27 protein-coding genes are annotated in these 22,297 nt (G+C 69.8%); 17 read left to right on the forward strand and 10 right to left on the reverse strand.

The genetic code is table 11. From position 1 onward, the window contains the following. The first annotated feature begins 75 nt into the window (after window positions 1–75). From LT972_RS08980 to LT972_RS09010, 7 genes are all read left to right on the forward strand, one after another. A complete protein-coding gene (locus LT972_RS08980; RefSeq protein WP_232569642.1) occupies window positions 76–1,326 on the forward strand; it encodes a Glu/Leu/Phe/Val family dehydrogenase in 1,251 nt (416 codons plus the stop codon). Between the two features lie 74 nt (window positions 1,327–1,400). Further along, entirely contained in the window at window positions 1,401–2,600 is a 1,200-nt protein-coding gene (locus LT972_RS08985) for a hypothetical protein (RefSeq protein WP_232569644.1), read from the forward strand. Between the two features lie 84 nt (window positions 2,601–2,684). Beyond that, window positions 2,685–3,383 (forward strand): HAD family hydrolase, encoded by a 699-nt coding sequence (locus tag LT972_RS08990; RefSeq protein WP_232569646.1) that lies wholly within the window; start codon window positions 2,685–2,687, stop codon window positions 3,381–3,383. Beyond that, window positions 3,383–4,018: a class II aldolase/adducin family protein gene (locus LT972_RS08995; RefSeq protein ID WP_232569648.1), complete on the forward strand. Its 636-nt coding sequence runs from the start codon at window positions 3,383–3,385 to the stop codon at window positions 4,016–4,018. Before LT972_RS08990 ends, LT972_RS08995 begins: the two co-directional genes overlap by 1 nt. 142 nt (window positions 4,019–4,160) lie before the next feature. Beyond that, window positions 4,161–5,132, forward strand: a complete 972-nt coding sequence (locus tag LT972_RS09000; protein WP_232569650.1) for a sialidase family protein — start codon at window positions 4,161–4,163, stop codon at window positions 5,130–5,132. Between the two features lie 67 nt (window positions 5,133–5,199). Continuing rightward, window positions 5,200–7,569: a penicillin acylase family protein gene (locus tag LT972_RS09005; protein WP_232569652.1), complete on the forward strand. Its 2,370-nt coding sequence runs from the start codon at window positions 5,200–5,202 to the stop codon at window positions 7,567–7,569. Then, a complete protein-coding gene (locus LT972_RS09010) occupies window positions 7,569–7,880 on the forward strand; it encodes a hypothetical protein (RefSeq protein ID WP_232569653.1) in 312 nt (103 codons plus the stop codon). The genes LT972_RS09005 and LT972_RS09010 overlap by 1 nt, the downstream gene beginning before the upstream one ends. Here the strand turns inward: LT972_RS09010 and LT972_RS09015 are convergent. Continuing rightward, window positions 7,877–8,077 (reverse strand): hypothetical protein, encoded by a 201-nt coding sequence (locus tag LT972_RS09015; protein WP_232569655.1) that lies wholly within the window; start codon window positions 8,075–8,077, stop codon window positions 7,877–7,879. The genes LT972_RS09010 and LT972_RS09015 overlap by 4 nt on opposite strands. Before the next feature lie 80 nt (window positions 8,078–8,157). Here LT972_RS09015 and LT972_RS09020 point away from each other — a divergent pair, with 80 nt between their 5' ends. Then, on the forward strand, window positions 8,158–8,820 hold the full coding sequence (locus LT972_RS09020) for a class I SAM-dependent methyltransferase (RefSeq protein WP_232569657.1): 663 nt from the start codon (window positions 8,158–8,160) through the stop codon (window positions 8,818–8,820). Here LT972_RS09020 and LT972_RS09025 read toward each other — a convergent pair. Further along, complete coding sequence (locus tag LT972_RS09025) at window positions 8,805–10,094, reverse strand: oxidoreductase (protein ID WP_232569659.1); 1,290 nt, start codon at window positions 10,092–10,094, stop codon at window positions 8,805–8,807. The genes LT972_RS09020 and LT972_RS09025 overlap by 16 nt on opposite strands. Window positions 10,095–10,420: 326 nt before the next feature. Between LT972_RS09025 and LT972_RS09030 the strand changes: the two genes are divergently transcribed. The 7 genes from LT972_RS09030 to LT972_RS09060 all read left to right on the forward strand — a co-directional run bounded on the left by LT972_RS09030 (window position 10,421) and on the right by LT972_RS09060 (window position 14,856). Then, on the forward strand, window positions 10,421–11,794 hold the full coding sequence (locus tag LT972_RS09030; protein WP_232569661.1) for an NAD(P)/FAD-dependent oxidoreductase: 1,374 nt from the start codon (window positions 10,421–10,423) through the stop codon (window positions 11,792–11,794). A 73-nt stretch (window positions 11,795–11,867) separates the two neighbouring features. Further along, window positions 11,868–12,554, forward strand: a complete 687-nt coding sequence (locus LT972_RS09035) for an AzlC family ABC transporter permease (protein WP_232569662.1) — start codon at window positions 11,868–11,870, stop codon at window positions 12,552–12,554. Continuing rightward, on the forward strand, window positions 12,551–12,868 hold the full coding sequence (locus LT972_RS09040) for an AzlD domain-containing protein (RefSeq protein WP_232569664.1): 318 nt from the start codon (window positions 12,551–12,553) through the stop codon (window positions 12,866–12,868). The genes LT972_RS09035 and LT972_RS09040 overlap by 4 nt, the downstream gene beginning before the upstream one ends. 31 nt (window positions 12,869–12,899) lie before the next feature. Next, a complete protein-coding gene (gene bcp / locus LT972_RS09045; protein ID WP_232569666.1) occupies window positions 12,900–13,355 on the forward strand; it encodes a thioredoxin-dependent thiol peroxidase in 456 nt (151 codons plus the stop codon). A 38-nt stretch (window positions 13,356–13,393) separates the two neighbouring features. Beyond that, complete coding sequence (locus LT972_RS09050) at window positions 13,394–13,708, forward strand: nucleoside triphosphate pyrophosphohydrolase (RefSeq protein WP_232569668.1); 315 nt, start codon at window positions 13,394–13,396, stop codon at window positions 13,706–13,708. 54 nt (window positions 13,709–13,762) lie between these two features. Then, window positions 13,763–13,990, forward strand: a complete 228-nt coding sequence (locus LT972_RS09055; RefSeq protein ID WP_232569670.1) for a DUF7543 family protein — start codon at window positions 13,763–13,765, stop codon at window positions 13,988–13,990. Window positions 13,991–14,124: 134 nt separating this feature from the next. Next, window positions 14,125–14,856 (forward strand): PGF-CTERM sorting domain-containing protein, encoded by a 732-nt coding sequence (locus LT972_RS09060; protein WP_232569672.1) that lies wholly within the window; start codon window positions 14,125–14,127, stop codon window positions 14,854–14,856. A 14-nt stretch (window positions 14,857–14,870) separates the two neighbouring features. On the opposite strand, the gene LT972_RS09065 is transcribed toward LT972_RS09060, so the two are convergent. The 6 genes from LT972_RS09065 to LT972_RS09090 are packed head-to-tail and all read right to left on the reverse strand — an operon-like array spanning window position 14,871 to window position 19,574. Beyond that, a complete protein-coding gene (locus LT972_RS09065) occupies window positions 14,871–15,542 on the reverse strand; it encodes an O-methyltransferase (protein ID WP_232569674.1) in 672 nt (223 codons plus the stop codon). A gap of 40 nt (window positions 15,543–15,582) precedes the next feature. Further along, window positions 15,583–16,527 carry a mechanosensitive ion channel family protein gene (locus tag LT972_RS09070; RefSeq protein WP_390226331.1) on the reverse strand — a complete coding sequence of 315 codons (945 nt, stop codon included), beginning with the start codon at window positions 16,525–16,527 and terminating at the stop codon, window positions 15,583–15,585. A gap of 42 nt (window positions 16,528–16,569) precedes the next feature. After that, entirely contained in the window at window positions 16,570–17,139 is a 570-nt protein-coding gene (locus tag LT972_RS09075; RefSeq protein WP_232569677.1) for a thioredoxin family protein, read from the reverse strand. Window positions 17,140–17,187: 48 nt separating this feature from the next. Beyond that, window positions 17,188–18,135, reverse strand: coding sequence for an MBL fold metallo-hydrolase (locus LT972_RS09080; RefSeq protein ID WP_232569679.1), 948 nt, complete (start codon window positions 18,133–18,135; stop codon window positions 17,188–17,190). Between the two features lie 31 nt (window positions 18,136–18,166). Continuing rightward, complete coding sequence (locus LT972_RS09085) at window positions 18,167–18,784, reverse strand: uracil-DNA glycosylase family protein (protein ID WP_232569681.1); 618 nt, start codon at window positions 18,782–18,784, stop codon at window positions 18,167–18,169. A gap of 25 nt (window positions 18,785–18,809) precedes the next feature. Beyond that, a complete protein-coding gene (locus tag LT972_RS09090; RefSeq protein ID WP_232569683.1) occupies window positions 18,810–19,574 on the reverse strand; it encodes a hypothetical protein in 765 nt (254 codons plus the stop codon). Between the two features lie 74 nt (window positions 19,575–19,648). Between LT972_RS09090 and LT972_RS09095 the strand changes: the two genes are divergently transcribed. After that, window positions 19,649–21,154 carry a cryptochrome/photolyase family protein gene (locus LT972_RS09095; RefSeq protein WP_232569685.1) on the forward strand — a complete coding sequence of 502 codons (1,506 nt, stop codon included), beginning with the start codon at window positions 19,649–19,651 and terminating at the stop codon, window positions 21,152–21,154. 93 nt (window positions 21,155–21,247) lie between these two features. After that, window positions 21,248–21,619, forward strand: a complete 372-nt coding sequence (locus LT972_RS09100; RefSeq protein WP_232569687.1) for a winged helix-turn-helix transcriptional regulator — start codon at window positions 21,248–21,250, stop codon at window positions 21,617–21,619. On the opposite strand, the gene LT972_RS09105 is transcribed toward LT972_RS09100, so the two are convergent. Then, window positions 21,616–21,909: a MarR family transcriptional regulator gene (locus LT972_RS09105; RefSeq protein ID WP_232569689.1), complete on the reverse strand. Its 294-nt coding sequence runs from the start codon at window positions 21,907–21,909 to the stop codon at window positions 21,616–21,618. The two genes, LT972_RS09100 and LT972_RS09105, sit on opposite strands and share 4 nt — an antisense overlap. 104 nt (window positions 21,910–22,013) lie before the next feature. Then, window positions 22,014–22,220, reverse strand: a complete 207-nt coding sequence (locus LT972_RS09110; protein ID WP_232569691.1) for a heavy-metal-associated domain-containing protein — start codon at window positions 22,218–22,220, stop codon at window positions 22,014–22,016. Between the last annotated feature and the right edge of the window lie 77 nt (window positions 22,221–22,297).

The raw sequence follows: 22,297 nt of genomic DNA on the forward strand, positions 1-22,297 counted from the left end.
CGTCGTCGTGTGGGTCGGTGGCACGGCGGCCGCGATGCGGCATATCCTTATAGGCGCGGCAAGTTCTGCCCGAACATGACCGAGAGTGGGCCACTCGACAACATGCTCGCGCAGATGGAGCAGGCGCGGGAGTACGTCGACATCGACGACGGCATCTTCACACGACTGCAGTCCCCGGAGCGCACGCTCACCGTGAGCCTCCCGGTCCGGATGGACGACGGGAGCGTCGAAGTGTTCGAAGCGTACCGGTGTCAGTTCGACAGCGCGCGCGGTCCGTTCAAGGGCGGCATCCGCTACCACCCGAACGTCTCCCAGGAGGAGGTCTCCGCGCTCGCGGGCTGGATGACGTGGAAGACCGCGCTCGTCGACCTGCCGTTCGGCGGCGCGAAGGGCGGCATCATCTGTAACCCGAAGGAGCTCTCCGACGCCGAAATCGAACAACTCACCCGCCGGTACACCGAGGGCATCCGTCGGATGATCGGCCCGGAGATCGACATCCCCGCGCCGGACATGAACACGAACCCGCGCACGATGGCGTGGATCATGGACACGTACTCGATGTACCAGGGGTACGCCGTTCCCGAGGTCGTCACCGGGAAACCGCCGGAAATCGGCGGGACCGACGGCCGCGTCGAGGCGACCGGTCGCGGCGTCGCCATCATCACCGAGGAGACCTTCGAGTACTTCGACACGGACGTCGAGAACGCCGACGTGGCGATTCAGGGCTTCGGGAACGTCGGGAGCGTCACTGCCCAACTGCTCGACGAGCGCGGCGCGAACGTCGTCGCCGTCTCCGACGTGACGGGCGCCATCTACGACCCGGACGGCCTCGACATCGACGCGGTGCTCGACTACGTCGCGGGCAACGACGGCCGCCTCGAAGGCTACGACGCGGAGGCCATCACGAACGACGACCTGCTCACGCTCGACGTGGACGCCCTGATTCCGGCGGCCATCGAGGACGTCATCACCGTCGACGTCGCCGAGCGCCTCGAAGCCGACGTGGTCGTGGAGGCCGCCAACGGCCCGACGACGTTCGACGCGGCGAACGTCCTCGAAGAGCGCGGCGTGCCGGTCGTACCGGACATCCTCGCGAACGCGGGCGGCGTCATCGTCTCGTACCTCGAGTGGGTGCAGAACAGCCAGCAGTACTCCTGGGAGGTCGAGGAGGTCAACCGCGACCTCGAAGAGCGCCTGACGACGTCCTTCGACGAGATGCTCACCGCCTACGAGGAGAAGTCGATTCCGACGCTGCGCACCGCGGCGTACACCATCGCGCTCGAACGCACGGCGTCTGCACACGAGTACCGCGGGCTGTTCCCGTAACGAGGCCTGCGGCGGCGAACTGGGCGGCGTAGCGGTCACATTGTTTTTACGTCGCGGCGTGGTCGAATCATCACGTGAACTCCCCGACACGACGCGCGGCGGTCGCCGTCGGCGTCGCCCTCCTCCTCGTCACTGCCGGCTGTAGCGGCGGGGCGAACCCCGCCAGCACCGCCACGACGACCGGACCGACGACTGACGCCGCCGCGCCGACAGATACGACCGAGGCTACTGCCACGACCAGTTCCGCGACGACGACCCAGCCCGGAACGTGGTCGCCGAACGCTTCGGTGGGCCAGTATCCGCCGGGCGTCGCGGACAACGGCACGCTCGTGAACGCGTCCACCCTCCTCGGCGCGCACTTCGCCGCGACGACGAACACGTCGATGGCGCTCAGACTCGAATCCTCGGGAGACGACGGCGTCAGCGCCCACACGCTGACACACGGCCCGGAACGGGTCCCCTTCTACAGCACCGCCGAGGAAACGCACGACGGCGAGCGAGTCTGGACCGAGTTCTACGGGACGCAATCGCACGGTTTCGCCCGGGTGCCCGTGGACAACGAGACGCACCACCTCGTCTACCAGAACACCACTGCCAACGTCGATGCGTGGACCGGTTACGAGACGTTCGGCGGGGTAGAGGACCACGTCCACCCCTTGCTTCACGGTGGGAGCTACAGCGTCAACGGCACCGTCGAGCGCGGCGACAGAACGCTCGTCGAACTCACCACCGACGCGGACTCACTGGAGACGGGCCACATCACGAACGGGACAGTGCTCGTCACGCCCGCCGGCGTCATCTACGACGTCGACGCCACCGTCGTCCAGCAGACTGGCGAGGACACGGAACGACGCCTCGATGCGTCGATGACCCTCGATACCGACGTGGAGTGGAGCGGGCCGCCGTCGTGGATGGCCGACGTGCCGCGACTCTCGCTGTCGATAGTCGAGGACGGGCAGGCAATCGAGATTCGGAACACGGGCGGCGCGGCCGTCCCCGCGAACACGTCGTTCGCCATCACCGGCGGGGAAAGCCGAGCCCTCAGCGCTACACCGGGCCGGGGAGACGTGAAGGGAACCGTCACGACCGACGCGCCCCTCGAACCCGGCGAGGCCGTCTACGTGACTGCCGGCGCCGACGGGGCCGCGTCGTCGTTCGCGCTCCACGACGACCCGACCCGCGGCGAATACACCTTCGGGAACGCGGGACTCACTGGCGGCCTCGGGAGCATTTACTACCGACTGGCGACGGGTATCAGTCCGAAGGGCGTGTGAGCGAGACCGCGCGCCACGCGCACCGATTCGAGACTCCAGTTCGAGGACCGAGAAATTAACAGCGCAGGCGACGGAATTCGGGCCATGACCTACGAAGCGGTGTTCTTCGACCTCGACGACACGCTCTACTCGTATCCGGAGTGCAACGAGGCGGGCAAGCAGGCGGCCTGGGAGGAGGCCGTCGAACTCGGTTACGACTCCAGTCGCGAGGACTTCGAGGACCTCTACATGGAGGCCCGTCGCGAGGTCAAACGCGAACTCGCGGGGACGGCGTCGGCCCACGAGCGGTTCCTCTACTTCAAGCGCGCCATCCAGATTCAGACCGGGACGCACAGCGCGCGGCACGCCCTCGCGCTCGGGGAAGCGTACTGGGACGCGTACGTCGACGAGATGGAACTGTTCGACGGCGTCATCGAGACCCTCGAAACCCTGCAGGACGCGGGGCTGGACGTGGCGATAGTGACGAATCTCACGACGCGCATCCAGATGAAGAAGATAGAACACCTCGGCATCGAGGAACACCTAGACCTCGTGTTGACCAGCGAGGAGACGGGCCGCGAGAAGCCGAGTAGCGTGATGTTCACGCTCCCGATGGCGCAACTGAACGTGCGACCGAGCGAGGTCGCGATGGTCGGGGACTCCGTGTCGGCGGACGTCGAAGGCGGGAACGCGCTCGGCCTGACGACGGTGCTGTTCAACAACGACGCCGACGGGCTGGAGGGGCGGGAGCGCCCGGACCACCAGATTCAGGAGTTCGCGAACGTAAGAGAGGTGGTACTGTAATGCTCGCACGCGAACGCGTCGCCGTCGTCGACCACGCACCGTCGTTGAGTGACCTGACTCCGGGCCGCACCGGGAACCTGAGCGTGCGCCGCGGCGAGCGGTTCGCGGCGACGCCGACCGGCGTGCCCTACGACGGGTTCGACGCGAGCGACGTGCCCGTCGTCGACATGGACGGCGACGTGGTCGCCGGGGAGATGGACCCGACGAGCGAGGTGCCGATGCACACCGGCATCTACCGCCGGCTCGACGCGGGCGCCATCGTCCACACGCACTCACCGTGGGCGTCCACGCTCGCGGTGCTCGGCGAGGAACTCCCGCCGATTCACTACATGATTACCGCCGTCGGGCGGAAGGTGCCGGTCGCGGGCTACGAGCCCTACGGCACCGACGACCTCGCCGAACTCGTCGTCGAGGAGATGGACGCCGCGGACTCGAAGGCCTGTATCCTCGCGAACCACGGCCTCGTCGTCGTCGGCGAGGACCTGCCGACGGCCGTCGAGAACACGGTTCACGTCGAGGAACTCTGCAAGGTCTACTTGCGGGCGCGCCAGCACGGCGAACCGAACCGCCTGAGCGACGAGCAGTTGGCGACCGTCGAGGCGAAGTTCGAGTCCTACGGGCAGAGCGAGGACTGACCCCGTTTTCGCTGCGTTTCGCGTCGGTGCAGTTCGCGACGGCCGCCAGCGCCGCGCTCGCCGCTCGCCCCTAAACCACCAGTTGCTATACAAAAACGCGGTTCCGGGAGCGCTTTAGTGGCCTGCCGTCCACGCCGACGGTATGCTACTAATCGGGAGCGACGACGGCGTACATCGGACCGAGGGCGTCGCAGACGCCACGGCGGCGCGCGCCCAGCGAGCGCTGGACTCCGGGCAGGCGATGCGCGTGCGGACGTTCGACAGCGTTCCGGGCGCGTTCGCGGCGACGACGACCGGCCTCTACCACACCCGAGACGGCGAGTCGTGGACGGACCTCGGCGTGCCCGAAGCGGAAGTGTACGCCGTCGGCGCGAGCCCCGACGGCAGCCGGCTCTACGCCGGCACGCGGCCCGCACGAATCTACGTCGCAGACGCGGCCGACGGCCCCGCCGACCCCGCGTGGCGCGAACTCGACGCGTTCCGCGCGCTCGGCGAGCGCGACGACTGGGGCATCGACCGCCACGAGAACGTCGCGCAGGTCCGAGACGTGCTCGTTCACCCAGAGGACGCCGAGCGCGTCGTCGCGGCCGTCGAGGTCGGCGGCGTCTACGTCAGCGAGGACGGCGGCGAGACGTGGGCCGACCGCCGAATCGAGGGGTTCGACGCGCCACACACCGACGACGTACACCACGTCGCGCTCGGCGAGAGGGACGCGATGGTGGCGGCGACCGGAAGCGGCCTCTACCGGGCGACCGACGCGGGCCGGAACTGGACGCGCCTCGACGACGGCGCGCAGACGTACTTCCGGGAGTCGCTCCTCCGGGACGGCGTCGCGTTCGCGGGCGGGTCGCCGACGCCGCCGTCGTCGTGGCTGGACGACCGGAATCACGCGCTGTTCGTCTCGCGGGACGGCGAGGCGGTCGATGCGGTGGACTCGCCGACACCCGACGAGGTGGCGGTCGGCTGGTGCGAGTACGACGGTGACCCCGTCGCGGCGACGAACCGCGGGACGCTCCTCCGACGCGAGGACGACGGTTGGCGTGCGGTCGGGTCGGTTCCGGCGTCCGAGTCGGTCCACGGCCGATGCATCCCGCTCGCGCAGTTCGAGGCCTGACCGACCGAGGGCCGGGACTGCGAACCGACCTGCACAGTTATGGTCCGTCCGCCGACACTCGGGACGCATGGACGACATCGACACCGCACGCCGCGGGCTCGTCGCCGCCGTCGTCGGCGGCGCGGCGGCGGGCGGGTTCTTCTCTCCGGCGGCGTCGTATCTCGACCGGTTCGCGCCGCTGTCCGGTGACGTGTGGGAGGCGACCACCGACAGCGCGCCGGGGAGCGTGGACAGCGACTACGGCGCGGCGACGGTGCAGTACGACGGCCACCGCGTGCCCGAGGTGACGGCCGACGACGAGCAGGCGCTCTACTACGCCGTCGGCTACGCGCACGGTACCGACCGGCTGTTCCAGATGGACCTCCAGCGTCGCCTGATGCGCGGGCAACTGTCCGCCGTCGTGGGGGAGCGCGCGCTGGAGTCCGACCGGTTCCGCGTGCAGATGGACTTCGCGCGCGCCGCCGACGCGAACTGGGACGCGCTCCAGTCGCGGAACCCCGAGGTGGCGGGGATTCTGGAGGCGTACACCGAGGGCGTGAACGCGGCCCGTGAGGACCAGGCCCTGCCACCGGAGTTCGAACTGCTGGACTACGAGCCAGCGCCGTGGACGCCCGCCGACACGCTGGTGCTCCAGCTCCAGATTTCGTGGACGCTCACCGGGAGTTTCGAGACGCTCCGGCGCGCCCGGCTCCGCGACCAGTTGGGCGAGAACTACGAGGAGTTGTTCCCGCGGCGCTACGACCACGACAGCCCGATTCTGCGCGACGAGGACGGCGGGCGCGTGGCGGGTCGGGGCACGCCGAGCACAGGCGCCGACGCGGCGGTGCCGGACGGCGACCTGACCGACTGGCTGTCAGCCTTCGAGGCGCCCGACGGCGTCGGGTCGAACAGTTGGGTGGTGGGCGGCGAGCACACGGAGAGCGGCGAGCCGATAGTGGCGAACGACCCGCACCTCTCCCTGCTCGCGCCGCCGGTCTGGTACCAGCAACACCTCGACTGGGGGGACGGCTGGGTTCGGGGGGTGACGTTCCCCGGCGTCCCGTTCGTCATCATCGGGGAGAACGACGCCGGGGCGTGGGGGTTCACGAACGCCGGCGCGGACGTGCTGGACTGCTACGCGTACGAGGTGGACGGCGACCAGTACCGGTACGAGGGCGAGTGGCGGGACTTCCGGACCGAGGACCACACCATCGAGGTGGCGGACGGCGAGGACGTGACGGTCACGAAGCGCAAGACCGTCCACGGTCCGATGGTCGAACGAGAGGACCGGCGCGTCGGCGTGGCGTGGACCGGCCTCTCGGCGACGGCGACGACCGACGCCATCCACGCGTACGCCCACAGCGACGGGCTCGAGGACTTCCGGGAGGCGACCCGGGACTTCGACCTGCCGACGCAGTGTGTCGTCTACGCGGACCGCGAGGGCAACACGTACTACAAGGTGACGGGACGGATTCCGGTGCGGTACACGGACGGCGAGCGCGTCGAGGGGTGGCGGGTGTTCGACGGCTCCGCGGGCGAGGGCGAGTGGCCGGGGTACACGCCCTACGGCGAGTCGTCGTGGGACGGCTTCGTCCCCTTCGAAGACAAGCCGGGCGCGGTGAATCCCGGGTACGTCGCCACCGCGAACCAGCGCATCGTCGACGACCCGGAGTACTACCTCGCGGAGTCGTACAGCACGCCGTTCCGCGGCGAGCGCATCTACGAACTGCTCGACGCGCAGACGGCCGACGGCGCCGTGACCCCGGAGTCGATGCGGGACCTCCAGTTGGACGCGCTCGACACGCGCGCCAGACGGCTCGTCCCCCGAATACTCGAAGCGGCCGATGTAGATTCGGCGGGCGCGCCGTTCGACGCGCTCGCGGACTGGGACTACCGAATGGTCGCGGACAGCGAACCGGCGCTCGCGTTCGCGGCGTTCGTCGACGCGTACCGCGAGGCGCTCTACGCGGACGCCTTCGACGCGCTCGGGTTCGACGACGGCTACTGGCCGACCGACTGGGTGACCGTCCACCTCGCCGACGACAGCGCGTGGTTCGACCGCGACGACACCCCGGAGAGCGCGACGGCGGCGATGCAGTCGGCTCTCGACGCCGCGAGCGAGCGAATCGGCGAGGAGGGCTGGGAGACGTACGGCGACTACAACGTCGTCTCGCTCGACCACCCCTTCGACCAGTCCTTCCTGAACTATCCCCGAATGCCGACCGACGGCTCCCCGGCGACGGTGAACAACTACCGCCGCGACGCCGCCGTTGGGAGCAGTTGGCGGATGGTCGTGCCGATGGCCGGCGACGCCGCCGTCGTGTTGCCGGGCGGGAACGACGGCGACCCGTTCAGCGGCCAGTACCACGACCAACTCCGGGCGTGGGCGGACGGCGATTACTTCGCGTTCGACAGGGAGTTCGACGGTCCGAGCGTCGACTTCGGGGGTGGTGCGTGATGCGGCGCGTGCTCCTCGCGGCCGGTGCCGTCGTCGCGTCGCTCGCGCTCGCGTGGGTCCACTGGCTCGGCCTGCTCGTCGGCGGTATCGCGGTCGGCCTGCTGTCCCGGTCGTGGCCGAAGGCGCTGGCGTCGGGCGTCGGGTTCGGCGTGCTCGCGTGGCTGGCGTTTATCGCCGTGCTCTGGGACGCGGGCCGACTCGCGGCGTACTGGGACGGCGGCCTGCTGTTGTACGCGAGCGTCGGCATCCCGATTGCGCTCGGCCTACTCGGGTCGCTAGCGTACGGCGCGACGGACGCCGCGAGCAGTTAGTTCCGACCGTACTGCGTGAGCGCGAAGACGAGGACGACGAGCGCGCCGAAGCCGGCGACGGCGAACCAGACGCTCGCGACGTCGGGCGCGGCGGCGACGCGGGGCGCGACGAACCAGAGCGCCGTGAGCACGGCGGCGAGAACGAGCGCGTAGACGTACGCCCTGACGAGGTCGTACCCGAGACGCACGCGGTCCATGCCCGAACGTGGCGTGTCACTGGACTTATGACTTCGGGTCTCCCCGACCGCTTTTGCCGACTCGGCGCGAACGCCCGGCCGTGAGTGTCGCGGACACCCAGCAGTTCTACGGCCGGTGGGCGCGCGCCTATGACTGGCTCTGTCGGTTCCTCCCGGGACTCGGCGACCTGCGTCGGCGCGCCGTGGACGCGCTCGAATTGGAGCGCGGCGACACCGTCGTCGACCTCGGCTGTGGCACGGGCGCGAACCTCCCCCACCTCCGGGACGCCGTCGGCCCGGAGGGGACCGTCGTCGGCGTCGACCTGACGCCGGGGATGCTCGCCGAGGCCGGGACGCGCGTCGAACGCGCCGGCTGGGAGAACGTCCACCTCGCGCTCGGAGACGCCGCGCGACCGCCCGTCGACGACGCGGACGCGATTCTCGGCACGTTCGTCGTCGGGATGCTCGACGACCCCGCGGCGGGCGTTCGGGCGTGGCGCGAGAGCGTGCTACCGGGCGGCCGCATCGCTGTCCTCGAAGCCGGCAGGACGGACCGCGAGGCGGCGGGCGTGCTGAACCGGATTTTCGACAGACTGGTCGCGGCGGGCGCGCCCGGTGGCGGTGGCGGAGGTGAGCCGTCACGCACGCTCGACGAGCGCATCGACGCCGCCCGCGACGCGCTGGCCGAGAACGGCGGCCTGACTGTCGACGAGCGGCGCGTCGCCGGGTTCGTGCGCGTGTTCGCCGGTCACTCCCGCTCGTAGGCGTCCTCGCGTTCGAGGCGACCGCGCTCCGCGAGCACCGACGGCGTGCGACAGACGCCGGGCGCGCCGGTCGCCTGGGGCACGGTGCAGTTGTTGCAGTTCTCGCAGACGGCAACGCTTCCGTGGTCGTCGAGCAGTCGCGCCGGGAGGCGGGGTTCGGCGTAGAACGGCCGCCCCATCCCGACGAGGTCGCAGGCGTCACCGAGCAGGCGGTCGATGCGCTCGCGCTCGCGGACGCCGCCCTCCAACAGTACGGGCACGTCGACGCGCTCGCGGACTCGCCGGCAGAGGTCGGCGTTCCACGCCGGTTCGAAGGTCGCGCGGCGGGCCTGCACGCGGTTCGCGAGCGAGACGAGTTTCGCGCGCCACCGGCTCCCGAACGCGGCGGCGTACCCGGACTGGAACTGGCCGTCGCGCCACGCGCGCTCCGGGTACTCGCCGCGGACGATGTGCATGTCCCAGAACACGCTCCCAGAGACGGGCACGACCGCGTCGAACCCCGCGTCGGCGGCGCGCTCGCAGAGGTCGACGCAGTCGTCGGCCGAGAGGTGGCGACGGATGCCGGGCGGCGCGCGCGTCTCGGCCGGAATCTTCGTAATCAACGGGAGGTCGGTGCGAGAGCGAATCTCGTCGTGGAGGAGTTCGAGGAACCGGAAGCCGTCCGCGAACTCGTCGTCGCGGCGGTTGTAGAACGGCGAGAGGAACTGCTGGACGACGCCCATGTTCGCGCCGGCGACGTGGAGGCCGTGGTAGCCGGCGTCGGCGAGGCGCTCGGCGGCGCGTCCGAAGTCCGCGGCGAGGTCGTACACCTCGTCGGTGGAGAGCACGCGGGGGGAGAGGTCGAGGAAGCCCGCACGGTCGGCGAGCCGCATCGGGAGCGGCGGCCGGGAGACGGCTAACTGTTCGACCCCCGGATGCTCCTCGCGGTACTCGGCGTGCCACACCTCCATCGAGCGCAGGCCGCCGTGTTCCAGTTGGGCGAACACGCGCCCGCCCCGCTCCTCGATTGCCGCCGGGACGGGCGCCAGCGCCTGCACGAAGGCGTCGTCGTGGACCCGGGTCATGTTCGGCGCAGCACACCCGCCCTCGCCGCGCACGATGGTCGCGCCCTGACAGACGAGGCCGGCGCCCGACGCCGCCGCGGGTTCGAGGTCGCGGCGGAGCGCGTCCGCGGTGTCGGCGTCCGTCCCCGCACACTCCAAGAGGGGCGCGCGGTAGAGGCGGTTCCGGAGTTCGAGGCCGCCCACGTCCACGGGGTCGTCGAGGCGCGTCACGACCCGAACCACGTCGCCGGGGTGCTTGAGCGTGGTGTCGGACCGAACACCGATGGACCCGCCGGACAGCAACCGCGCTCGCCGACCAACCGGTACTTGACGGGAATTCGAAAGGGGCGGTGCGGTCGTGAGCCGAAATGGCACAAGCACCACGGCGAGTGAGGGAGTGAACGAGCGTGGAGCGCAGCGAGTCGCAGGCCACGACCGCACCGGGAATTTCGGGGAGAAATCGCATATCGAGTCTGCCGAGGAGTCCCCGACTGACGAACACCGACACGACACAAAAACTCGAAGCACTTTAAGGAACGCGCGGTGACGGACGTACTATGACTGACGTAGACGTGGCCATCGTGGGCGGCGGGCCGGCCGGGTCGGCCGCCGCTCGCGCGGCCGCCGAGCGAGGTGCGGACGCGGTCGTCTACGAGAAGGGCGTGCCGCGAGCGGACCGCGAACGACTCGGCCCGGACTCGACGGACGCCGCCGGGTTCCTCGACTACTGGCTGGACGTCGCGGACCTCGACTTCGCGGACATCCCCGAGGACGTGGTCGAACACGAACTCGACGACGCGGAGTTCATCGGCCCGAGCGAGTCGGTGGCGGTCGGTCGGACGGGCATCGACGCCGACTACGACCACTTCGGGTTCACGTTCCACCGCGCGAAGTTCGACGACTGGCTCCGCGACCGCGCCGAGGAGGCAGGGGCTCGCTACGAGGCCGGCACCTCGGTGAAGTCGGTCGATACCGACCTCTCTGACGGGCACGAGCACACCCTGACGCTCGGGGACGGCGACGAGGTGACGGCCGAGTACCTGATTCTCGCGGACGGCCCGCAGCGACAGGTGACGATGCGCGTCCTCGACCCGCTCCTTCCGGACGGGAAGAAGGCCAGCGAACTGCTCTCGCCCCCGACCGCGAACCACATCGCGTACCAGGAGTACCGGCGGTTCCCCGAGGAACTGTTCGACGAGCGCTCGCTGAAGTTCTGGTGGGGGTGGATGCCGGGCGAGACGGCGTACCCGTGGGTGTTCCCGAACCGGAACAACGTCGCGCGCGTCGGTCTCACGATGCCCATCGGGATGGACGTCGACGACTTCGACGCGTCGGAGTGGCGCCTGCTCCGCGAGGACGACGAGCAGATTCCCTCCGGGAAGGAGTACGTGCGACGCCTGCTGGAGGACCTCTACGGCGACGAGTACGACGTCGAGGCGGACTTCCCGCTGGCGGAAGACCACGGGAAGTCGAAAGGCACGGAGACGTACCCGATTTCGTCGACGCGCCCCATCGAGTCACCGACGGGCGCGGGCATCGCCGTCGCGGGCGGCGCGATGGGCACCACATCAGCGTTCCACGAGGGCGGCGACCACGTCGCCCACCGGACCGGCAAACTCGCCGGGAAACTCGCCGCCGAAGGCCGCCTCGGCGAGTACAACGACGCGTGGCACGACGCCATCGGCACGGAGATTCGCCGGAACGTCGCGATGGCCGACGTGGTCGGCGACTTCGACCCCGACCAGTGGGACAAGACCATTCGCGTCACGCGACAGATGCTCGAATCCAGCGACAGCGGGAAGATACTCTCGAAGTCGAACGCGCGGTCGGCGGCCGGCGGCCTGAAACTCTACTCCCAGTACAAGCGCGCGAAGTTCCGCTACCGGAAGGGGAAGTACGCCCAGATTCGGGAGTCGGAGTACTCGTTCTGAGTCGAGTCGTCGCGCTCGCGTGACTGCCGGAACGCGAACCTTCTTCCCCGTCTCGGCGTCTACACCGTAGTCTATGAGCGACCGCGCGGACTTCGTCTCGGGGGTGTGGGCGGCCGTACCGACGCTGCCCGCGAACATCCCGTTCGGGTTCGTCGCGGGTGCAGCCGCCGTGCAGGCGGGCTTTACGGACATACAGGCCGTCGCGATGTCGGGACTCATCTTCGGCGGAGCGTCGCAGTTGGCGGCCATCGAGTTGTTCAACGAGGGCGCGCCGCTGGCCGTCGTCGCGCTCACCGCCGTCGTGGTGAATCTGCGGTACGTGATGTACTCGGCGGCCATCGCGCCGTACTTCCGGGAGTTCACGGAGAAGTGGCGGCTGTTCTGCAGTCAGTTCATCGTCGATACGACGTTCGCCATCGCCGTGACCGAGTACGAGCGCGACGAATCCACCGACCGGATGGCGTTCTACCTCGGGGAGGTCGCCGCCATCTACGTCGCGTACGTCGGCGGGACGGCGGCGGGCGTGGTGTTCGGCGACCGGATGCCCGACGGGCTGCAGTTGGACTTCGCCGTCCCGCTGCTCTTCCTCGCCCTGCTCGTCCCGTCCATCACGGACGAGGCGACGAGCGTCGCGGCGGCCGTCGGCGGGTTCGCCGCCGTCGTCGGCGCCGGACTTCCGATGAACCTCGGCATCGTCGTCGCGGCGCTGTGTGGCATCGTCGCCGCGGCGCTCGTCGACTTCACGGAGGTGGCGGCGTGAGACTCTGGCTGGTCGTCCTCGGCGCGGCCGTCGGGACGTACGCGCTCCGCGTGTCCTTCGTCACGCTGTTCGGTCGGCTGGACGAGGTGCCGCCGCGCGTGAAGCGCACGCTCGCGTTCGTGCCGCCCGCGGTGCTCGCGGCGCTCGTCGTCCCCGAACTCGTCCTCGACGGCGAGGCGCTCGCCATCTCGCTGTCGAACCACCGCCTGCTCGCGGGCCTCGTCGCGGCCGTCGCGGCGTGGTACACGGAGGACATGCTCGTCACCGTCGTCGTCGGGATGAGCGCGCTGTACGCGCTCTCGCTGGTACCGTAACGGCTTCGGGGGGCGACGAGAAAGGGCGGGTATGCTCAGCGAAGGCGACGACGCGCCCGACTTCGAACTCCCGAATCAGGACGGCGAACCGGTGGCGCTCTCGGACTACGACGACGAGTACGTCGTCGTCTACTTCTACCCGCGGGCGGACACCCCGGGCTGTACGACCGAGGCGTGCAGTTTCCGCGACCGCTGGTCGGACTACGAGGAGCACGGAGTCACCGTCCTCGGCGTGAGCGACGACTCGGTCGAGGACCTCGCGGCGTTCAAGTCGAAGTACGACCTGCCCTTCGACCTGTTGAGCGACGCCGGCGGCGAGGTGGCGACGGCCTACGACTCCTACGGCGAGCGCGAAATCGCGGGCGACCTGCTGGAGGTGACGTTCCGGAACACGTTCGTCGTCGGCCCCGACGGCGACGTGGTCGCGGTCTTCGAGGGCGTCGACCCCGAGGAGCACGCCGACGAAGTGCTCGCCGCCGTCGCGTAGGCGACACGCTCTTCTACCCCGCCGGTGACGCTCGGGTCGTGACCCGAGAGTACGACAAACTCGTGCGCGACGACATCCCCGCGAAGATTCGGGCGGACGACGAGACGCCCGTGACACACCGCGCGACGGGCGACGAGTACCGCGACCGCCTCGCCGAGAAACTCGTCGAGGAAGCCGAGGAGTACGCGGAGAACCGCCGGGTCGCCGAACTGGGCGACGTCCTCGACGTGCTCGACGCCATCTGCGTCGCGCGGGACGTGGACCGGGACCGCCTCGACGACGCGCGCGAGACGAAAAAAGAGGAGCGCGGCGGGTTCGCGGAGGGCGTCGTGCTGGAGCGCGTCGAGGAGTAGGTACGTCGCGCCGGATGCGCCGAGGTTAACAACTGCTCGGTCGAACCGGGGTGCATGAACTGGGCGGAAGTGGAGCGCCGGGACGGCCGCGAGTGGGAGCGAGAGGACGGCTACGCCGTGGTTCGGATGCGACAGACCGCGCGCGGCGACTGGGCGGTGACCTACGACCGACTCGAACAGGCCGACGAGGGGTCGGCCTACGAGCGCGTCACCGTCGGCAGCGAGGACGCCGCGCTCTCGCGCGTCGAGCGGTTCCGGGAGCGCGCCACGGCGGAGTCCTGACAGCGATTCGACGCGCCCGGAGAGCGCGCGAGCGGCCCGATTCCTCGAAGTAGCGAACGCCACTTGTAGGGCTTCTGGCCGGTGTTCTCGGCCCGAAAGCACTTCCCCGAGACGCCGCTGGGAACCGGAACGCGATGAACGACACACTGCGACGGACGCTGGCGGCACTGGTCGCACTGACGGTTGTCGGCGCCGGCGCGTTCGGCGCCGCGACGGCCGCCTCCAACGGCTCGCTCCTGGCGAGCCCCGACGCGGCCGGCGAGACGTCCACGCACACCGTCACGGTGACGGTCGGGAACGCCTCCGCCGGGTCGTGGAACGGGCTGACGGTCGACTACTCGGCGAGCGACGCCGACGCGAGCGAGGTCGGTAGCGCCGACGTCGAGACGGTCGGCATCGACCGGGACGCCGACGCGAACGACGACGCAATCGACGTGAACGTCTCGGACGACCTGAGTTCGGTGCAGACGTCGAACAACGGCGAGACGCTCACGGTGAAGTTCGGCGGGAGTTACGAACTGAACGCCGGCGACGAGGTCGTCGTGACGTACTCGGGCGTCCAGAACCCCGAGGAGGCCGGCGAGTACACGGTCCCCCTCGACCTGAATCCGCAGTCCAGCGGCGGTGACGCGCAGGCGGTGTACAGCGTCACGTCGGCTGACGGCGACGGCGGGACACAAACCACGAGCGACGGCGGCGACAGCGACACCACGACGGACAGCGACGAGAGCGACAGCACGACCGAGAGCGCCGGTGGCGACGGCGACGACGGGAGCGGCGAGTCCGGCGGTAGCGTGCCCGGGTTCGGCGTGGCCGTCGCGCTGATTGCGCTGGTCGGCGCGGCGCTGCTGGCGGTCCGCGAATAGCGAGTTCGACGCGTCTACTCTCCTGCCGTTCGTTTTCGCGTGCTGACCGCGAGCCCTTCTCCAAGCGGGACGAACGACGTCTCGAAGTCGGGGTGGTCGCGGACGCGCTCTACGTACTCGGCGACGCCCGCCGTGGCGTCGTTCGCGGGGTCGTCGCCGGCGAGCGCCGCGGTCACGTCCTCGGTCTCGACCGGTCCGGCCATCATGTTGTCCGCGACGACGACGCCGCCCGGCGCGAGGTCGGCGACGACGCGGTCGAACGCCTCGGCGTAGCGCTCCTTGTCGTGGTCGAGGAAGACGACGTCGAACGGGCCGTCGTGGGACTCGAACGCGTCGAAGGCGTCGCCGGCCTCGTAGTGAATCTCGGTGTCGCCGTCGACCCGAGCGAGGAACTCGCGGGCCTCGGCGAGATTCTCGCTGTCGTAGTCGGTGAGGACGATTTCGCCGTCGTCGGGGAGCGCGCCGAGGAACCACGCCGCGGAGTAGCCGAACCCGGAGCCGAACTCGAAGATTCGGTCGGCGCGGGCGACGGTCGCGACGAACCGCAGGAACTGGCCGGCGTCCGGGCCGACCGTCGGGAAGTCGCGGGCGTCGCCGTGGGCGGCCATCTCGTCGAGGAGCGGCGACGGGTCGGGGTTCGCCGCGGCGAGGAACGACTCGACGGCGTCGTCGAGCACCAGACTCATGGCCGACGTGTCGGCGCGGCGGGGCTTATCGATTGCGGCGTCAGCGCATCCGGCCGACCGGGAACTTGACGCGCTCCGGGTGGTCGCCGAAGTCGTCGAGGACGCGCTCGTAGAGGTCGTTCTGGGCGTCCTGCATCCCGGTCGGGTCGACGAGGTATCGGACCCGCAGTTCCACCCACGACTCGCGCTGGTGGACGTTCACGGTCGGCGCGTCCTCGACAGAGGTGTCGAGTGGCGTCTCCGCGCGTTCGTCGCGGTACGCCTCGACGCCGCGGCGCATCTCGTCGCCGAGGTAGTCCTCGGTTATCTCACGGAGGCGCTGGCGCGCGAACTCGAGGTCCGTCTCGTAGGCGACCTGTACGGGGAGTTCGTTCCAGACGAACGGGAACTCGCGGCGGCTGTAGTTCACGACCGTGCTCGTCAGCACGACGCTGTTTGGCACCGTGACGTGTCTGCCGGAGGGCTGGTGGGACGTGACGAGGTCGCCGTCGACCTCCCAGAGCGTCGTGACGAGGTAGTCGATTTCCGCGACGTCGCCCTTCGCGTCCTCGATTTGCACCCGGTCGCCGGCGGCGTAGGGCTGTTCTGTGACGATGTACACCCAGCCGACGAGGCTCAGGAGGGGTTGCTGGAGCGCGAACGAGACGGCGACGCCCGCCACGCCCAGGGAGACGAGCGCGGGAATCCAGCGGTCGGTGGCGACGCCGAGGACGCCGACGCCCGCGACGATTAGGGCCGCGAGCCGGAGCACGGACTCCACGCGGTACCGGCGTCCGGCGTCCATCTCGTCGGTCAACACGAGCGACGTGACGACGTGGTAGGCGGCGGCCACCGCGAACGCGACGGCGAGCGCGGTGAAGCCGCGACTGGCGACGACGGCCACCGGGTAGGTCGTCCCGAAGAGGGCAGAGAGGTCGGTCGGGACGAGCGCGGCGAGCGCGCCGCACGCGAGCGCACCGAGAACGTAGCCGGTCGCGCGACGAATCACGCCGGACCGAGACGACGGACGGTCAAAGGCCTACCGGCGTCAGGCGTCGGTCCACTTGATGGAGCAGCCGCGGGACGGCAGAAAGCCCTTCGCGACGTCCTCGCCGGCGAGCACGCTGTCGATGGCGTCGCGCATGTCGCCGCCCTCGCGGGTCGGTTCGTCGTCGGGGTTGAGCGCGTCGTCGAGGCGACCGTGCCACGCCACTTCGAAGCCGTCGCCGGCGTTCCGCAGGAGGAACGGGTCCGGGGTGCAGGTCGCACCGTACGCGCGGGCGGCGTCCTGTGACTCGTCGCGGAGGTAGGCGTCGTACTGGATGGTGCCGTCGTCGACGAGTTCCCGCATGCGCTCGAAGGAGTCGTCGGGGTACTCGTCGGCGTCGTTCGGGTTCACGCCGACGACCGCGACGTCGTCGTAGTCCGCCGCGATGTCGTTCAGCGTGTCGAATTTCGCCTTCGCGTACGGGCAGTGGTTGCACGTGAACACGAGCAGAACCGCGTCGTGCTCGGCGAAGTCGGCGAGGCTGTACGTGTCGCCGTCGGTGCCGCGGAGGTCGAAGTCGGGCGCGAGGTCACCGGCTTCGAGTTCCGCGTCGGATTCCATCTCGACCATACCCGCAGGTAGGGGTCGGCGCGAGGAAAACGGTTGGGTTCCGGCGGGTCAGGCGACGACGTAGCCGTTGTCGGTGCGTTCGAGGTCGCCCTCGCGGACGAGGTGGTCGAGGTGGGCGTACGCCTCACCGGGGCCGTGGAGGATGTGGATGGTGGAGAGCGACCCGAACAGTTCGGCGCTGACTTCCCACGCGGACACCGGGCCCTGTTCGGCGACGACGCGGCGCACGCGCTCGGTGCGCTCGTCGTGGTGGGCGGCGATGTCGCGGGCGCGCTCGCTGGAGGCGAAGATTGGGCCGCGGTGGCCGGGCCACGCGCGGTCCAAGTCCAGCGATTCGACGCGTTCGAGGCTGTCGAGGTACTGCTGGAGCGGGCGCTCGACGCGCACGTCCGCGCCGCCGACGTTCGGCGTGTACTTCGGGAGGACGGCGTCGCCGACGAACGCCTCGCGGCGGCCGTCGCGTTCCACGACGTACGCGACGAGGCCGGCGGCGTGCCCGGGGAGATGGACGACTTCGGCCTCGTAGGGGCCGAGCGGGACGGTTTCGCCGTCGGCGACTTCGGTCACGTCGGCGTCCTGTCCGCGCAGGCCGTCGTGGCCGTCCATGAAATCGAGGAGTTCCCGTTGCTTGTCGGCGGGCATCCCCCAGTCATCGAGGTACTCCCGTTGGGTGTCTGCCATCTCCGCCATCGCGCCGTCGGCCTGCCGAATCATCGGCGCGTCGGCCTCGTGGACGTAGACGGTGGCGTCGCTCTCGGCCTGAATCGCCCCCGCGAGACCGGCGTGGTCGTGGTGCCAGTGCGTCAGGAGGACGGCGTCGACGTCGGCGAACGCCACACCGTGGTCGGCGAGGGCGTCCCGCAGTTCCGCGTCCACGTCGGGCGTCGCGATGCCCGTGTCGACGAGCGTCGTCGGCGCGCCGGCGTCGTCCGCCCCGAGGAGGTAGACGCTGTTCCGCCCCTCGAAGGCGGCGTTCGTCAACTGGATGTGGTACACGCCACCCGGTAGTCGGCGGGCGAATAAATGACTATCTGACCGTGTACGGCTCCGGCCCGACGAGGAACCGACCGAGGTCCGCCTCGCGGTGGTAGTCGGTCTCTCGGAGGTCTCGGAGCGCGGCGACGTACCGCGATTCCTCGCTGTCGGTCCACTCCGCGGGGTCGAGGGCGGGCACGACGAGCCACCCGCTCCCGCGGAGTTCCGTCGCGTGCGCCTCGGTCAGGTCAACCTCGTCGGGGTGGATGGCGGTGTAGTTCGCGAGGACGTGGCGGGTCGCGCGCTCCCCGACCGGCAGGAGGACGTGGGCGGTGATGGCGCGCAGTTCCGCGTCGAAGAACGGTTCGAGTTCGGTGTAGTCGGCCTGCGTCGGCGCGCCGTCGGGCACGCACATGTGGAGGTAGGAGAGGAAGGTGTCGACCGGCTCGCCGTCGGCGTCGAGCAGGCCGGCGGCGGCGAGCGCGTCGCGAAGGCGGTCGCCAGCGAGCGTGCCCGTGAACGGGACGCCGGTGTCCGCGCCGCCGTGGATTCCGGGGTGGTCGCCGACGACGTGGAAGTCCGCGTTCGCGTCGCCGTACCCCGGGACGAACGACTCACACGGTGGCTGCATGTCGAAGGGGTTGCTCGTTCGGTCCGTGACGTTCTGCACGCTGTCGGGTAGCCGCCGGCAGGCCTTAAGCGCCGCGAGATTCCACCGCAGCCGCCACCTCGTCCACGACGACGGTTGCGGCCGCGCTCCCGACAAGCGACGGGTACGCGACGAGCGCCGCGCCGACGAGCACGCCGGTCAGCCCCGACGACGTGACGAGCGGCGACACGACGAGCGACCCGCCCGCGGCGACGACGGCGTAGCCGACGGAGAACGCGAGGTAGCGCCCGCCCTTCGCCCCGAGGTTCGCGCTCGCCGAGAGCGCGGTCAGGGCGTCGGCGTCCCGGAGTACCACGAGGTAGGGCGCCGCCCACAGGAGGTACCCCAGCAAGAAAATCAAGGGAATCAGGAATAGCACGCCCACAACGCCGCCGCCGACGGCCGCGAGAGCGAGGCCGACGAACAGCAAGAACTGCGCGACCCGGACGCCGAGAATCGACAGCCAGTAGTCGCCCGCCGCGCCGACGAAGTCCGGCCGTCGGTCGCGGTAGGCGTCCCGAATCGACCCGAGATAGCCCGCGACGACCGCGGCCTCGACGGCGAGGAAGACGGGCACGAAGAGCAGCGGGACGGGCGAGTGAACCGCGACGCCCTGCGTCGGCGGGTCGACGAGCGTCCAGAGCGTCGCGACGTCTGCCGGAAGCGCGAACTTCACGCTGATAGACGTGCCGTGCGTGCTCGCCACGGCGGTCACCTTCTCGAACGCGAGCAGCGACAGCGCGAACGGAACGACGGCGAGCGGGGCGACGCGCCCGGCGATGCGGCCGGCGCGGGAGAGCGTGGAGGGCATCGTGTCGGCACGACGACCGGCGGCGACTTATGCGTGCCCACACGCCTATCGGCCCGGCGGCCGTGGGAAGGGACATGACCACCGTCTGGGTGCTCGGCGACCAGTTGTCGCGGCGGCGCGGCCCGCTCGCGGACGACCCCGACCGCGTCCTGCTGGTGGAGGCGCGGGCGTTCGCCGAGCGTCGGCGCTACCACCCGCAGAAGCTCGCGCTCGTGTTCACCGCGATGCGCCGTCTGCGGGACGAACTCCGCGCGGACGGCGTGGACGTCGTCTACGAGCGCTGCGAGACGTTCGGCGAGGGGTTAGACGCGTACTTCGACACACACCCGGGCGACGAATTAGTCGTCCAGCGCCCGCCCGCGCACGGCGCCGCCGACCGCCTCCGCGACCTCGTAGAATCTCGGGGCGGGAGCCTGCGCGTCGTCCGAAATCGGAACTTCCTGACGACGCGCGAGCAGTTCGACGGCTGGCTGGGCGACCCGCCGTTTGAACACGAGACGTTCTACCGGGCGGTGCGCCGGGAGACCGGCTACCTGATGGACGGCGACGACCCGGAGGGCGGCGAGTGGAACTACGACGACCGGAACCGCGAGACGCCGCCCGACGACTACGAGTCGCCGCCGCTTCCCGCGTTCGAGTACGGCGACCACCTCGCCGACGTGCAGGAGTGGGTTCGCGAGGACGTGGAAACGTGGGGCGACCTCCAGGGGTTCAATTGGCCCGTGACGCGGGCGCAGGCGGAGCGCGCGCTCGACGACTTCGTCGAGAATCGGCTCCCGGACTTCGGCCCGTATCAGGACGCACTCCTCGCCGACGACTGGCACCTCGACCACAGTCTGCTCTCCTCGGCGCTGAACATCGGCTTGCTCGACCCGGACGAAGTGGTCGAGCGCGCGATTGCCGCGTACCGCGAGCGCGACGGCGTGCCCCTGCACTCCGTCGAGGGGTTCGTCCGGCAAGTCCTCGGCTGGCGGGAGTTCATGCGCCACGTCTACGACCGCGAGATGCCCGGACTGGCGAGCGCGAACCAACTCGGCGCCGAGCGCGACCTTCCCCCGCTCTACTGGGACCCCGACGCCACCGAGATGGCGTGCCTATCGTCGTCGGTCGGCCACGTCTACGACCGCGGGTACGCCCACCACATCGAGCGCCTGATGCTCCTCTCGAACTTCGCGCTGACGTACGGCGCCACGCCGCAGGCGCTCAACGAGTGGTTCTACGGCGGGTTCGTGGACGCCTACCACTGGGTCGTCACGCCGAACGTCGTCGGTATGGGCGCGTTCGGCACGGACGCGTTCACCTCGAAGCCGTACGCGTCCTCGGCGAACTACGTGAACCGGATGAGCGACCACTGCGGGGGCTGTCGGTACGACCCCGACGCGACGACGGGAGAGCGCGCCTGCCCGTTCAACAGCCTCTACTGGGACTTCCTCGCGGAACACGAGGACCGCCTGCGCTCGAACCACCGGATGGGCCTCGTCTACTCGCATCTGGACGACAAGCGCGACGCCGGCGACCTCGCCGCGATTCGGAAGCGCGCGAGGGCCGTGCGGGACGCTGCCGCCTCGGGCGACCTGTGACGCCGCCTCGGGCGACCGGCGAGCACCCGATTACGTGCACGTAAGTAACTGTCGTGAGGTAGCCTTAACTTCGGCGCGTCCCAATCCGGGGGCATGGAAGACACCGAGCGGCTGCCCGCCTGGTGCCCCGGGGAGGGCTGGTGTTCGATTACCGCGACCGCCTCGCTCGTCGGGAAGAAGTGGCACCCGGTCATCATCCACCGCCTCCTCAGCGAGGGCGCACTCGGCTTCAACGCCCTCCAGGAGGAAGTCGACGGCATCTCCAGCAAGGTGCTCTCGGAGAGCCTCGACGACCTCGAGGAGAAGCGCATCGTCTCCCGCACCATCGTCAGCGAGAAGCCCGTGCGCGTCGAGTACGCGCTCACCGACCTCGGCGAATCACTCGAACCGGTCGTGATGTCGCTCGCCGAGTGGGGCGAACAGCACTTAGACCCCGTCGAAGAGAAAGCGTCGTCGGTCGTCTAGTCGAGGACGACTTCCGCTTCCGCCGCCTGCTCTTGTTCGTCGGTCTCTGCCTCCGATTCGTCCTCGATGGAGAGCCGGTAGAGGTTCTGTCGGGCGTCCGGGATGTAGATATCCTTCTCGACCACGTCGGCCTCCTGCAAGCGGTCGAGCGCGTCCCGCACGGTGCGCTGGGACAGCCGCGAGTTCTCGACGATCTGTTTCTGGGTCAGTCCACCGTTGTATTCCAGCACCTTCAACACGAGTTTCGCACTCGGCGGCAGGTCCTGAACGAGTTCGTCGGTCGCGGTCATCTACTCGGTACTGGGTGCTCCATCCCCTTTAGCGCTCGGTAACGGTGGTGTGAGCCGGTTACCGTCGGGTAACCACCTCCGGGCGTCGGGGCGTCGAGTCGGAGTTACGCGCCGTCTACCGCGGCCTCGTAGCCCGCGAGTTCGACGCTCCGCAGGAGGTCCTCCCGGTCGGCGTCGCCCTCCACGGTCGCCGCCCCCGCCTCGTGGTCGGCCTCGGCGTCCGTCACCCCGTCCACGCCGTTCAAGGCGTTCTCCACGATGTCCTCGCAGCCGTCACAGCCCATGCCGTCTACGGAGAGTGTCCGCGACATGACGACCGGGGATAGACGAAGGAGTGGTTAGGGTCTTGTGGCTCCGCGAACCGAGCCGAGAAAATCGAGCCGGTCGG

The organism is Halobacterium litoreum (assembly GCF_021233415.1).
Taxonomy (GTDB): Archaea; Halobacteriota; Halobacteria; order Halobacteriales; family Halobacteriaceae; genus Halobacterium; species Halobacterium litoreum.